Origin of the sequence: Curtobacterium sp. GC_Cur_3, from assembly GCF_026544205.1 — a bacterium.
In the GTDB taxonomy this organism is placed as follows: domain Bacteria; phylum Actinomycetota; class Actinomycetes; order Actinomycetales; family Microbacteriaceae; genus Curtobacterium.
On the sequence record NZ_JALNUI010000016.1, the window covers coordinates 21,353 to 33,321 of the forward strand.

General features: G+C 72.4%; 12 protein-coding genes. 5 read left to right on the forward strand and 7 right to left on the reverse strand.

Annotated elements, in window-relative coordinates:
• Window positions 1-17 precede the first annotated feature (17 nt).
• Entirely contained in the window at window positions 18-614 is a 597-nt protein-coding gene (locus tag OXR63_RS10030; protein ID WP_267422500.1) for a J-domain-containing protein, read from the forward strand.
• Window positions 615-851: 237 nt separating this feature from the next.
• Here OXR63_RS10030 and OXR63_RS10035 read toward each other — a convergent pair whose 3' ends face one another.
• A complete protein-coding gene (locus OXR63_RS10035) occupies window positions 852-1,529 on the reverse strand; it encodes a hypothetical protein (RefSeq protein WP_267422502.1) in 678 nt (225 codons plus the stop codon).
• 157 nt (window positions 1,530-1,686) lie between these two features.
• On the opposite strand from OXR63_RS10035, the gene OXR63_RS10040 reads away from it, so the two are divergent.
• The 4 genes from OXR63_RS10040 (at window position 1,687) to OXR63_RS10055 (ending at window position 6,312) form a co-directional block, all read left to right on the forward strand.
• Window positions 1,687-4,149, forward strand: coding sequence for a phosphoketolase family protein (locus OXR63_RS10040; RefSeq protein ID WP_267422505.1), 2,463 nt, complete (start codon window positions 1,687-1,689; stop codon window positions 4,147-4,149).
• Window positions 4,150-4,169: 20 nt separating this feature from the next.
• Complete coding sequence (locus tag OXR63_RS10045) at window positions 4,170-4,871, forward strand: fumarylacetoacetate hydrolase family protein (protein WP_267422508.1); 702 nt, start codon at window positions 4,170-4,172, stop codon at window positions 4,869-4,871.
• A 303-nt stretch (window positions 4,872-5,174) separates the two neighbouring features.
• Window positions 5,175-6,122: a sugar phosphate isomerase/epimerase family protein gene (locus OXR63_RS10050; RefSeq protein WP_267422512.1), complete on the forward strand. Its 948-nt coding sequence runs from the start codon at window positions 5,175-5,177 to the stop codon at window positions 6,120-6,122.
• A 10-nt stretch (window positions 6,123-6,132) separates the two neighbouring features.
• Window positions 6,133-6,312, forward strand: coding sequence for a hypothetical protein (locus tag OXR63_RS10055; protein WP_267422514.1), 180 nt, complete (start codon window positions 6,133-6,135; stop codon window positions 6,310-6,312).
• Window positions 6,313-6,415: 103 nt separating this feature from the next.
• On the opposite strand, the gene OXR63_RS10060 is transcribed toward OXR63_RS10055, so the two are convergent.
• From OXR63_RS10060 to OXR63_RS10085, 6 genes are all read right to left on the reverse strand, one after another.
• The gene (locus OXR63_RS10060) at window positions 6,416-6,748 is read right to left on the reverse strand and encodes a hypothetical protein (RefSeq protein ID WP_267422516.1); all 333 of its coding nucleotides are present in this window, start codon (window positions 6,746-6,748) and stop codon (window positions 6,416-6,418) included.
• Window positions 6,745-7,326, reverse strand: a complete 582-nt coding sequence (locus OXR63_RS10065) for a hypothetical protein (RefSeq protein ID WP_267422518.1) — start codon at window positions 7,324-7,326, stop codon at window positions 6,745-6,747. The genes OXR63_RS10060 and OXR63_RS10065 overlap by 4 nt, the downstream gene beginning before the upstream one ends.
• On the reverse strand, window positions 7,323-7,796 hold the full coding sequence (locus OXR63_RS10070) for an RNA polymerase sigma factor (protein ID WP_267422521.1): 474 nt from the start codon (window positions 7,794-7,796) through the stop codon (window positions 7,323-7,325). Before OXR63_RS10070 ends, OXR63_RS10065 begins: the two co-directional genes overlap by 4 nt.
• Before the next feature lie 314 nt (window positions 7,797-8,110).
• Window positions 8,111-8,263, reverse strand: coding sequence for a hypothetical protein (locus tag OXR63_RS10075; protein WP_267422524.1), 153 nt, complete (start codon window positions 8,261-8,263; stop codon window positions 8,111-8,113).
• Window positions 8,264-8,413: 150 nt separating this feature from the next.
• Window positions 8,414-11,005 (reverse strand): ATP-dependent DNA ligase, encoded by a 2,592-nt coding sequence (locus tag OXR63_RS10080; RefSeq protein ID WP_267422527.1) that lies wholly within the window; start codon window positions 11,003-11,005, stop codon window positions 8,414-8,416.
• A complete protein-coding gene (locus OXR63_RS10085; RefSeq protein WP_267422530.1) occupies window positions 11,002-11,892 on the reverse strand; it encodes an SDR family oxidoreductase in 891 nt (296 codons plus the stop codon). The genes OXR63_RS10080 and OXR63_RS10085 overlap by 4 nt, the downstream gene beginning before the upstream one ends.
• Between the last annotated feature and the right edge of the window lie 77 nt (window positions 11,893-11,969).

The window sequence follows — 11,969 nt, forward strand, 5'->3', positions numbered from 1 at the left end:
GGCATCATGGTCTGACGATGAACGACGTCGACGCACGGATGGACCGGCTCCGGAGGGCCGCCCGCTACCGCTACCAGCAGCTCGTCGAGAGCGAGATCGAACGCGGATCGCTCGACCCGGACGAGGTGCGCGAGGAACGCCGGCTGCTCAAGGCCGCCGACGTGGCCGCCCACGCACGGGCCCAGATCGAGGAAGCAGAGCGGCGCGGGGTCTTCGAGGGCAACCCGTACCACGGCAAGCCCCTGCCCGGACTCGACGGCCAGCACGACCCCGACTGGTGGATCAAGTCGAAGATCGAGCGCGAGGACATCCGCGGCATCGCCCCGCCCGCACTGGCCCTGCGGACCGAGGACGCCGAGCTCGACGACCACCTGGACGCACTCTCAGTGGAGTCCGACGTCCGAGACGTCCTCGTCGACTTCAACGCCCGGGTGAAGGAGGCCCGTCGTCAGCTCCTCGGCGGGCCGCCCGTGGTGACGCCGATGCGCGACGTCGACGCCGAGGTGCAGGCCTGGCGCGAGCGTCGGGAGGCCCGGATGGCCTCGGCCGCCCGCGCTGCCGAGCAGGCCGAGCGTGACGCCCGGCCCCGGCACTGGTGGCGCCGGCGCCCCTGACCACCCGGGGGGGGTGCTGGGCGCTGGGCGCTGTTGCGCAGGTGGTCGTTCCGCGCGTGGCGGGTCGTTTCGCGCGTCGGAGGTCGTTCGTTCCGACCCCCCACGCGCGTTTCCGCTTCCCATCGCGCCCGTAATGGGTCGATTCGCGCGTGGGTGGTGCAACGCAGAGAACGCCGCCCCCGAGGAGGGGGCGGCGTTCTCGTGTGTGGTGCTGTGCGGGTCGTGCCCGCGGGGGTGTTACTTGATCTGTGCGGTGATCGTGGCGGTCCCGACGAGGAGGCCTGCCTTGACGGCGTCGGTCTTGAAGGTGCTGTTGAGCAGCTTCGCGGCGTCGGGGGAGATGTGGACGGTGGTGCCGGTGAGGATCGCGTTGTCACCCTCGAGCTGCAGCGCCTTCAGCGACCCGCCGTGGAGGGAGAACAGGTACGCGTTCGGCGCGGCGACTTCACCGTTGACGAGGACGTCGCCGTAGAGCTTGGAAGAGCCGGGGTTCACGACGAAGTTCTCCAGCGTGACGGTGGTGTCGCCGGCCTTGAGGGTCAGGCCGGAGTCGTCGTGGTTGAGCAGGCCCTGGACGTAGGGGCGGTAGTTGCCGTCCGGGCTCCAGTAGGTGACGGACCCGGCGGTGATCGGGAACGACACGGCACCGTCAGCGAGCTTCGCGGAGCCGGAGACGCCGGGGGTGAGCTTCAGGGAGGTGAGGGCGTCGGTGAAGCCCTTGTCGAGGGCGACGGAGGTGTTGCCGCCGAGGACCTCGGGGACCGATGCGACGGGGGCGGGGATCTTGGAGGAGGACGAGGCGACCGTGTGGATCGTGGGGGTGGCCTGCGCGGCGGAGACGCCGAACCCGGCACCGGTGAGGATGATCGCGCCAGCGGCGGCGAGGGAGACCGTGGTCTTGGTGATCTTGCGCATGGTTTCGTTCCTCTTCTGTGAGTTGGTCGAGTCCTGGCCGGACGAGGCCGGGAAGTGCTCTGGGCGTTTGCCCTGTGCTGATGATTCGGTACCCCCTCCCGAACGGATTGGACGAGTTTCTGGAACCGTCCTGCGGTGGGGTCCGTACCGTGGGGTCATGGCCCCCGAGCACCTGCCCACGACTGACCGGATCCGCGCGATCGACGCCTGGTGGCGCGCCGCGAACTACCTCACCGTCGGGCAGATCTACCTGCTCGACGACCCGCTGCTGGAGCACCCGATCACGCCGGACGACATCAAGCCGCGGCTCCTCGGGCACTGGGGCACGTCCCCCGCGCTGAACCTCGTGTACGCGCACTGCAACGCGCTGATCACGTCGACCGACCGGGACATGCTCTACATCTGCGGCCCCGGGCACGGCGGCCCGGCGATGAACGCGAACGCCTGGCTCGAGGGCACCTGGCAGGAGCTCTACCCGGGCACCACGCTGCAGCAGTTCTTCAAGCAGTTCTCGTTCCCCGGCGGCTTCCCCTCGCACGCGGCCCCGGAGACGCCCGGGTCGATCAACGAGGGCGGTGAGCTCGGGTACTCCCTCGCGCACGCGTACGGTGCCGCGCTCGACAACCCCGACCTCGTCGTGACCTGCGTCGTCGGCGACGGCGAGGCCGAGACCGGGCCGCTGTCCGCGTCGTGGCAGGCCCACACGTTCCTCGACCCCGTGGCGGACGGTGCCGTGCTGCCGATCCTCAACCTCAACGGGTGGAAGATCGCGAACCCGACGGTGCTCGCGCGCATCCCCACCGAGGACCTCACCGCGTACTTCCGCGGGCTCGGCTACGACCCGATCATCGTCGACTCCTCCCGTGTCGACGACGACCCCTTCGCCGTGCACGCGCTGTTCGACGGGGCCCTGCGCCGCGCGCTGGCGTCCATCGACGACATCCAGGCCGCTGCCCGGGCCCAGGCCGCCCGCGCCGCCGCCGGCGAGATGGCCGGTGCGAGCGACCTCCGCCCCCGCTGGCCGATGATCGTCCTGAAGACCCCGAAGGGCTGGACCGGCCCGAAGGAGGTCGACGGCGAGAAGGTCGAGGGCACCTTCCGCGCCCACCAGGTGCCGCTCCCCGCCGTCCGCGAGAACGACGAGCACCGCGCCCAGCTGCAGGCGTGGATGGAGTCCTACGGCCCGTCCGAGCTCTTCACCGAGGACGGCACCGGCACCGGGTTGCTCGAGGCCATCCGACCGGTCGGCGACAAGCGGATGAGCGCGACGCCCCACGCCAACGGTGGCCGGATCCGCACCGCGCTGCAGCGACCCGACCTCGCCCCGTACGGCGTCCCCGCTGGAGAGGACGCCTCCTCCACCGGCACGCTCGGCCCCTGGCTGGCGGCGCTGATGGCCGACAACCCCTCGACGTTCCGGCTGTTCGGACCCGACGAGACCGTGTCGAACAAGCTCGACGCGGTGTTCGACGTCACGTCCCGCGTCTGGCGGGCCGCGAACTCCCCCGACGACGAGCACATCGCGCCGACGGGCCGCGTCACCGAGATCCTGTCCGAGCACGTGCTCGAGGGGCTGCTCGAGGGCTACGTCCTGAGCGGTCGCCACGGCATCATCAACACGTACGAGGCCTTCGCGCACATCATCGACTCGATGGTCGGTCAGCACGCCAAGTGGCTCGAGTCATCCACCGACATCGACTGGCGCGCCCCGGTGTCGAACCTCACCATCCTGCTCTCGTCGCACGTCTGGCGGCAGGACCACAACGGGTTCTCGCACCAGGACCCCGGCTTCCTCGACGTCGTCGCCTCGAAGCAGCAGGACCTCGTGCGGATCAAGCTCCCCGCCGACGCCAACACCCTCCTCGCAGTGACGGCGCACGCGCTCGAGACGACGAACCGCATCGAGGTCATCGTCGCCGGCAAGCACCCCGAGCCGGTCTTCCTGTCGCTCGAGGACGCCGTCGCGCACGCAGACGCGGGCCTCGGCGTCTGGGACTGGGCCGGCACCGAGCAGACCGTCGGCCGCGCGGACGTCGTCCTGGTCAGCGCCGGGGACGTCCCCACCGTCGAGACGGTCGCGGCCGCCGACATCATCCGGAAGCACGCGCCCGAGGTCGGCGTCCGCGTCGTGAACGTGGTGGACCTGCTCTCGCTCGGCGACAACCGCAAGCACGAGCACCCCGTCTCCGACGAGCGCTACGACGAGCTGTTCCTCCCCGGGACGCCCGCGGTGTTCGCGTTCCACGGGTACCCGTCGCTCGTGCACCAGCTCACCTACCGTCGCCACGGCCACGACGACCTGCACGTGCACGGGTTCCTCGAGCGCGGCACGACGACGTCACCGTTCGACATGCTCATCCGCAACGAGATGGACCGCTTCGCACTCGCGCACGACGCACTCACGCGGGTGGCCGACGGGTCCGACCGGTTCGACGAGCTGCTCGGGAAGCTGTCCGAGGCACGCGATGCCGCCCGCGCCTACGCCTACTCGAAGGGCGAGGACCACCCATCGGTCGGCGCGTGGCAGTTCGCGGGGTGGCCGCAGGACGAGCCCGCCGAGGGCGGGACCGGCGGCGACCCGGGCGAGGGCGAGACGGAGAGCGCCGCGCCGGGTCAGTAGGGGCGTGCCACGCTGGGGTCGTGACCGACCTCGTGATCCCGGCTCCGGCAACGCCCTCCGTCCCGACGACGACGGGTGGGCGGTTCCCCGTCCGACGCGTGTTCTGCGTGGGACGGAACTACGCGGCGCACGCGCGCGAGATGGGCCACGACCCCGATCGCGAGCCGCCGTTCTTCTTCGCCAAGCCGGCCGACGCGGTCGTCACCGACGGCGCGGGAACCCCGTACCCACCGATGACCGAGCGGCTCGAACACGAGGTCGAGTTCGTCGTGGCGATCGGCGTCGGCGGTGCGGACATCCCCGTCGGCGACGCGCTCGACCACGTCTGGGGCTACGGCGTCGGCCTCGACCTGACCCGGCGGGACCTGCAGGCCGAGGCCAAGCGACTCGGCCGACCGTGGGACATGGCGAAGGGGTTCGACGCCTCCGCTCCGATCGGCGCGCTCGTCCCCGCCGCCGAGGTCGATCCGACCCACGGCACGATCGAGCTCACCGTCGACGGCGAGCGCCGCCAGCACGGGGACCTGGCCGACCAGATCTGGTCCGTGGCCGAGGTCCTCGTCGAGCTGTCCCGGGCCGTGCGCCTGGAGCCGGGTGACCTCGTGATGACCGGCACGCCCGACGGGGTCGGCGTGGTCGCTCCCGGGTCGGTGCTCGCCGGGGCGGTCGAGGGCGTCGGGACCGTCCGCACGACGCTGGGACCGGCACCGTCGCAGACGTGACGGTGCGCGCCGGACGCGTGCCGAGCCTCCCGGCCGTCGCCTGGTGCGCCGCTGCCCACCCGGTGCGCGGCCGTGCCAGTGCACCGAGCGGCGAACCTCGCACCGGCGGCGAGAACCCGCACCGTGCGCGGATCGTGACCAGATGACGCAGTCGGTGGCGGGCTGTGAGCCGGTCCTGAGCGGCGGCGAGTAGCACAGTGCCAGACGGCGTCGTCGCAACGCGCCGTCGTGGTCCGCTGACAGGGAAGCGGACCGGGGACGCTCGACTCGACCAGCGTGCGTCCGTGGACACGGAGGTGCACCGTGCTGGAACACGACCTGCTCGCGACGTCCTGGACCTGGGACGGCGACGAGCCCATCGACGAGCGTGTCCGCGCCGTCGGTGCCGCCGGCTTCTCCGGGATCTCGCTCGCCCTCGACGACCTCCACGAGGTCCGCGCGACCATCGGGCTCCACCGGCTCCGGCGGATGCTCGACGACGCCGGCATCGTCTGGGTGCAGCTCGGCACCCTCAGCACCTGGTGGACGTGCCCCAGCCGGACCACGGCGGTGGACGCGGACCGCGGGGTCCTGCTCGAGGCCGCGGCGACCCTCCGCGCCTGGCAGGTCGTCGCCCGCGCCGACGTCAGCCTGCCCGGGGTCTCCCCCGCGGCCATGCTCGACGACTGGGTGGTGCTCGCGGAGCAGACCCGGGGCGTCGGTGCGCAGCTCGTGCTCGAGCCCGAGCCGTGGTCGAACCTGCCGACGGTGGAGCGGGCGTCCCGCTTCGTCGCGACCGCCGGACACCCGAACGGCGGGCTGCTGCTCGACGCGATGCACGCGCTGCGGGGTGGCTCGACCCTGGCGTCGATCCGCCACGGGCTGGCGCCGTCGACCCTGGCGGCGGTCGAGCTCAGCGACGGTCTGATGGACACCCCGAACGGCATGACGCTGGCGGACGAGTCCCGGCTCGGGCGGTACCTGCCCGGTGCCGGTGCGTGGGACATCCCCGGGTTCATCCGGACGGTCCGTGACCTCGGGTTCGACGAGCCGTGGGGCGTCGAGGTCCGGACGCCCGCGCACCGGGCGCTCCCCATCGCCGACGCGCTCCGCACCGCCGCCGCCGCGACCCGGGCCGTGCTCGACGCTGCCGACGCGTACGGCACCCCGCCCGCCCCGGTCATGCCGACGTCCGCGGCACCGACGTCTGCGGTCGACTACGAGCCCGCGCATCGACCACGACGGGAGACCGGCTCAGGCGCTCCCGCGTAGCGTCGGGGCCATGAGCGAGACAGCACCCACCGGCAACGACGACCTGCTGCGCAAGTCACAGGACACCATCGACGAGGCGAAGGCCGCCGCGGCGGACGTCGTCGACACCGAGGACGACAGCATGGTCGGCGAGGACCTCCCCGCGACCGACGGTGGCGCTGCTGCAGATGACGGCGCCCCCGCCGCCTGAGCCCGAAGGCACTGGCCCGGCAGCGCGCTGCCGCGGGCAGCGTGCTGCCGCGGGCAGCGTGCTCTGCCGCGGTCAGCGCGCGCCTGCGGCGGCCAGCCGCCCGTCAGACGATCTCGACCACCCGTACCGTGACGTCCTCCGGTCGGGTCCCGGTGGCGTGTTCCACGCAGGCGCCGAGTGCGTCCCGCACCGACCGCGCCGTGGTCAGCGACGAGACGTCGGCGTCCACCGTGACGACGACCCGTACACGCAGCCCGATGGTGCGGTCCTCGACGAGCACCGCACCACCGTCCCGCGGCAGGTCCAGCACCGACCGGACGTCGCGCACCAGGACGGCCAGACTCGGCCCGGGCAGCACCACCGACCGGACGCCGGGGACCGCGAGGACGGCTTCGGTCGCCAGGCGCGACAGGACTCGGGTGTCCGTGGCGGTCATGCGCGCTCCTCGGGGTCCAGCACGTCGGCGACGCGGACGGTGAGCGACGCGACCGTGAAGGGCGCGTGCTCGTGCAGGGCGGCAGCGACGGTCTCCCGCAGCACATCGGCCCGCTCGCGCAAGGGCGCGTCCGCCGCCACGGCGATGACGACCTCGACGTCGATGGAGGCGCCTGCAGTCGTCACATCGCCGGTGAACCGGGTCTTCCGGACGAGGACGCCCGGCATGCCGTCCCCGAGCGCCCGGACGAGCCCGCGGATCGCCCCCTCGGTCACGACGAGGTGGGACGTCGGGTCGTCGTCGGGCACCGGGATGTCACGCCCGGCGTGCGCGGTCGTCCTGATGCTCGCCACCACGCGCGCGATCCAGTCCTCGTCAGCGGCGCCGGCAGCTCGGACGTCCGCGTCGAGCAGGTCGGCCGAGGCCTCCCGCAGCTGTTCGAGCCGTCGGAGTGCGGCGCTCGCCTCGGCGTCCGCCTCGATCTCGGGCCGCACGGGGTCCCGGCCGGAGTCCAGGTAGTCAGCGAGCTCGTCGAGGGTGAAGGCGCCGTGGCGGTCGTCGACGTCGTCGTCGTTCATCGCCACCCCTCCATCTGCGTCAGCACGGCCTGGCGGGCCCGGGCGAGCAGTCCCCGGACGGCGGTGACGGTCAACCCGGTCTGGTCTGCGACCTCCGCGTAGGACGCCCCGCCGATCTCCCGCAGGACCCACACTGCTCGCTGTGCGTCCGGGAGGTTCCGGACCACCCGGGCGAGCGCGTCGACCTGCATCCGCGCGACGACCACCTCGTCGACGGGTCGTTCGTCCGCCCGGTCCGGCACCGCCTCGAGGTCGAGGTGCGGGTGCCGCCGTCGGAGCCGGTCGAGCGCCTTGTTCGCTGCGATCCGGAACAACCAGGACCGCACACGGTCGGGGTCCTCCACCCGGTCGATGCGCTGCCAGGCCTGGAGTGCTGCCTCCTGCACGGCGTCGTCGGCCTCGCCGTCGCCGTGCCCGAGGATCCGTGCGGCGTAGGCGCGCATGAGCGGGCCGTACCGGCGGATGAGCACGCCGAAGGCCTGTGCGTCGCCGTCGGCCGACCGTTCGACGAGCGACGCGTCCGACAGGGCGGAGAGCGGGTGGTCCTCAGTCAGGGGGAGTCCTCCGTCTGGATCTCGGGGCGCAGCGTGACGATCGCCGTCCTCGGGACGTCTTGTTCTGTGGGCCTCCCGTCGGCACTGCGTGCCGACGGGGTCGAGCGCGCCGTGGCCGGTCGCCCTGAACGGCCGGTCACGGCGCTTCGCGGCGGTCCGTGCGTCCCCTGATCCGGCGCACGGGCCGCCCCGCCCGGAGTCCGTCGAGGACCCTGGTGGGCGGAGCGGTGTCAGTCCTCGACCTGGTCGCCCAGGAAGTCCGCGTACGTCGCCTCGTGGTCCGTGTCCGCAGGAGCCGGGTGTGCCGGCCCCTCGGGTGCGTCGTCCTCCGGGTGGTCGACGCGCTCCGTTGCGGAGAACGGTGGCAGGTAGTTGCTGGTCATCCCGCACCCCCTTTCGTCCCGCGAACGTAACAGCCGGTCCCCGGCATCCCGGCACGAGCGGGGGAATCGTCCCCCGTGGCGCCGAGGATCGGGGGACGGAAGTTCGCCTCCAGCGGACCTCATGCGGACGCATGCGGAACGTGGACGGGATCACTCCAGGACGACGTCCTCCGGCGCCTTGTCCGGACGCCAGCCCCGCCACGACGGCTGCCGGAGACGCCCGTCCGCCGTCCACTCCGCGAACTCGACCTCACCCACACGCTCCGGGTCCACCCAGTGGGCGTCCCGCGCGTCCGGTCGTGGGACGTCGAGGAGCGGCGAGTCCTCCCGTTCCAGGGGACCGAGCACGTCGGCGATCTCGTCGAGGTCCCGGTCGCGGAAGCCGGTGCCGACCTTCCCCACGTAGCGCAGCCCGTCGGGTCCGGGGATGCCGAGGAGCAGCGACCCGATGCCACCCTCGCGCCGTCCGCTCCCGGGCTTCCAGCCGGCCACGACGACCTCCTGCGTGGCGTGGTGCTTGAGCTTGAGCCACGACTCGGAGCGTCGTCCCTCCGCGTACCGCGAGGAGCGCTTCTTCGCGACGACGCCCTCGAGTCCGCGCTCCCCCGAGTCCGCCATGGCCTGCGCGAGGTCGCCCTCGTACGCCGGCGGGACCTCGATCGCACCGCCCGCGTCGACGACCGTCTCGAGGGCCTGCCGCCGGTGCTCGTAGCCGAGACGGGTCAGCTCGTGTCCGTCGGCCTCGAGCACGTCGAACAGCAGGAACCGCACCGGCGTCTGGGCACGTGCCGCCGCCACCTCGCGCTGCTTCGTGAGTCCCATCCGGTTCTGCAGGAGCTGGAAACTCGGTCGGCCGCGGTCGTCGAGCGCCACCACCTCGCCGTCGAAGACCCCGTCGACGCCGGCCCGCTGCCCGAGTTCCGCGAGCTCCGGGTACTGCGCCGTCAGGTCGTTGCCGTTCCGGCTGCGCAGCGAGACCGCACCGTCACGGACCGTCGCGAGCGCCCGGACGCCGTCCCACTTCATCTCGAACGCCCACTCGGCCGGGTCGAGCGTCGGCTCCCCCTTGGCGAGCGTGGCCTGCATCGTCCGACGCTCCACCGGGTCGGTGTCGGCCTCGGCCGCCCGGGCGATGCGCGGACCGCCCTCGTCGTGCTCCTTGGGCGCACCGTCGTGCGTCCTGCGTCCGGCGCCGGGTGCCGGACGGGAGGCTCGTCCCGCATCCTCCGATCGGGTGCCGTCCGCCCCGGGGTCGGGTTGGTCCTTCGTCCGGTGGATGAGCCAGTTCTTCTCGTCGCCCTCCCGCCCCTTCCCACGCCCGCGGGTGTGCAGGAGCGCGAGCCGGCGGTTCCCGTTCGTCCGGCCGTGCAACGTCACGATGACCTCCTCGCCCTCGCGCCACTTCTCGAGGTCGTACGTGCCGTCGTCCCACAGGGTCACCGTGCCCCCGCCGTACTCGTCGTGCGGGATCGTCCCCTCGAAGGAGCCGTACTCGAGCGGGTGGTCCTCGGTCATCACCGCGAGGTGGTTCTTCCCCGGGTCGGTCGGTTCCCCCTTCGGCAGCGCCCAGCTCACGAGCACGCCGTCGTGCTCCAGCCGGAAGTCGTAGTGGTCGCGGGTGGCGTGGTGCTCCTGGATGACGAAGGTCGGGGTGCCGTCCTTCCGGACCGTCGGCGCGTCCTGCGGGACCGGCTCAGGGGTCTTGGACGCGTCACGCTTGGAACGGTAGGTCGTCAGGCGGTCGTTCGCCGCGCCTCCCGTCCGCTCTTCGCGTTCCGCGTCGTTGGCGGCCTGCGTGCGGTCGCTGTCCCAGTGGCCGGCGTCCGGTCGGCCGACGGAGAGGGCGCCGGCGGCGACCGGGTGGAGGAGGTCCCCGTGGTCCTGCAGGCGTTCGAGCACCTCGTCGAGCGTCAGCTGGGCGAGTCCCTTCTCCGTGAGCTCCTTCCACGTGCGCGGCGCGGCGACCGTCGGGCGGTCGCGCCCGCGCAGGGAGTACGGCGCGATCGTCGTCTTGTTGCCGTTGTTCTGTGACCAGTCGACGAAGACCTTGCCCCGGCGCTCCGCCCGGCTCATCGAGGAGAGCACCAGGTCGGGCAGGTCCTGCTCGAGTGCCTTGGCCAGTTCGTGGGCCACCTCGGACACCTGGTCCGTCGAGGCGCGGCCGTCGAGGGCCGCGTAGAGGTGGATGCCCTTCGAGCCGGACGTCACCGGGTACGGGTCGAGGCCCATGCCGTGCAGGATCTCCCGCGCGGCCACGGCCACCTCGACGCACTCGGCGAGCCCGACGCCCTCGCCCGGGTCGAGGTCCAGCACCAGGCGGTCCGGGTCCTGCTTCCCGCCGCGCGGACCGAACCGCCACTGCGGGACGTGGAGTTCGAGCGCGGCCTGCTGTGCCATCCACACCAGCGTCGGGAGGTCGTCGACGATCGGGTACTCGTTGTCGTGGTCGGAGTGCTCGATCGTGTGGTGCCGGACCCAGTCGGGGGCGGAGTCGGGCAGGTTCTTCTCGAAGAAGACCTTGCCGTCGACGCCGTTCGCCCAGCGCTTCCTGGTGACCGGTCGGTCCTTCACGTGCGGGATCATCCACGGCGCGACGTGCTCGTAGTACTCGATGACCCGGCCCTTCGTCGTGCCGGTCTCCGGGTAGAGCACCTTGTCGAGGTTCGTCAGGGCGAGCCGGCGGTCCCCGACCAGCACGGTGGTCTTCCGCGCCGCTGAGCCCGTCCGCGCCGTGGGACTCACAGCGCGACCCCGGTCGCTCCCGCCACCGTCAGCGTCGTCCCGGACGTGTACGAGGACTCGGGACCCGCCAGGTACACGTACGCGCTGCCCAGCTCGACGGGCTGCGCCGGACGACCGAACGGGGTGTCCTGCCCGTACGCGGCGATCTCGTCACCCGGGTAGCTGATCGGCTGCAGCGGCGTCCACACGGGGCCCGGCACGACGGTGTTCGCGCGGATGCCCTTCGCCGCGAGCTGGCGGGCGAGGCCGTTCGTGTACGTGATGATCGCGGCCTTCGTCGCCGCGTAGTCGATCATCCGGTCCTGCGGCTGGTACGCGGACACCGAGCTCGTCGTGACGATCGCGCTGCCGGGGGCCATGTGCGGCACGGCCTCGCGCACCAGCCAGAACATCGCGTAGAGGTTGACCTTCATGGTGCGGTCGAAGTCCGCGGTCGACTGCTGGGTGACGTCCTCGTGCACCTGCTGGGTGCCGGCGACGAGCACGAGCGCGTCGAGCCCACCGAGTTCGCTGACGGCCGTCCGGACGAGCTCCTGGCAGAAGGCCTCGTCGGTGAGGTCGCCCGGGAACATGACCGCCTTGCGCCCCAGGTCACCGATCAGGTCGCGGACCTCGGTCAGGTCGTCGATCTCCTCGGGCAGGGCGTTCAGGACGACGTCGGCGCCCTCCTTCGCCATCGCGATCGCGGCGGCGCGGCCGATCCCCGAGTCGGCCCCCGTCACGAGCACCCGGTACCCGCGCATCCGGCCCGTGCCGACGTAGCTCGTCTCGCCGTGGTCCGGCGGCGGGTCCATCTCGCTGGCCCGGCCCGATCCCTGCTGCGTCTGCGCGGGGAACGGCGGGCGGGCGTACTGCGTGCGCGGGTCGTCCTTGTCCAGCTGGCTCATGGGCCCATCGTGCTCGGTGGTGGCTCGGTCCGTGCTCGGCTCGTGCCCCGCACCCGGGCGTTCCCGGGCGCACACGG

Excerpts from the sequence above, each read along its gene's own strand:
- OXR63_RS10030 (WP_267422500.1), top strand. The coding sequence starts at position 18 with ATGAACGACGTCGACGCACGGATGGACCGGCTCCGGAGGGCCGCCCGC.
- OXR63_RS10085 (WP_267422530.1), bottom strand. The coding sequence starts at position 11,892 with ATGAGCCAGCTGGACAAGGACGACCCGCGCACGCAGTACGCCCGCCCG.
- OXR63_RS10035 (WP_267422502.1), bottom strand. The coding sequence starts at position 1,529 with ATGCGCAAGATCACCAAGACCACGGTCTCCCTCGCCGCCGCTGGCGCG.
- OXR63_RS10065 (WP_267422518.1), bottom strand. The coding sequence starts at position 7,326 with ATGAACGACGACGACGTCGACGACCGCCACGGCGCCTTCACCCTCGAC.
- OXR63_RS10075 (WP_267422524.1), bottom strand. The coding sequence starts at position 8,263 with ATGACCAGCAACTACCTGCCACCGTTCTCCGCAACGGAGCGCGTCGAC.
- OXR63_RS10040 (WP_267422505.1), top strand. The coding sequence starts at position 1,687 with ATGGCCCCCGAGCACCTGCCCACGACTGACCGGATCCGCGCGATCGAC.
- OXR63_RS10055 (WP_267422514.1), top strand. The coding sequence starts at position 6,133 with ATGAGCGAGACAGCACCCACCGGCAACGACGACCTGCTGCGCAAGTCA.
- OXR63_RS10060 (WP_267422516.1), bottom strand. The coding sequence starts at position 6,748 with ATGACCGCCACGGACACCCGAGTCCTGTCGCGCCTGGCGACCGAAGCC.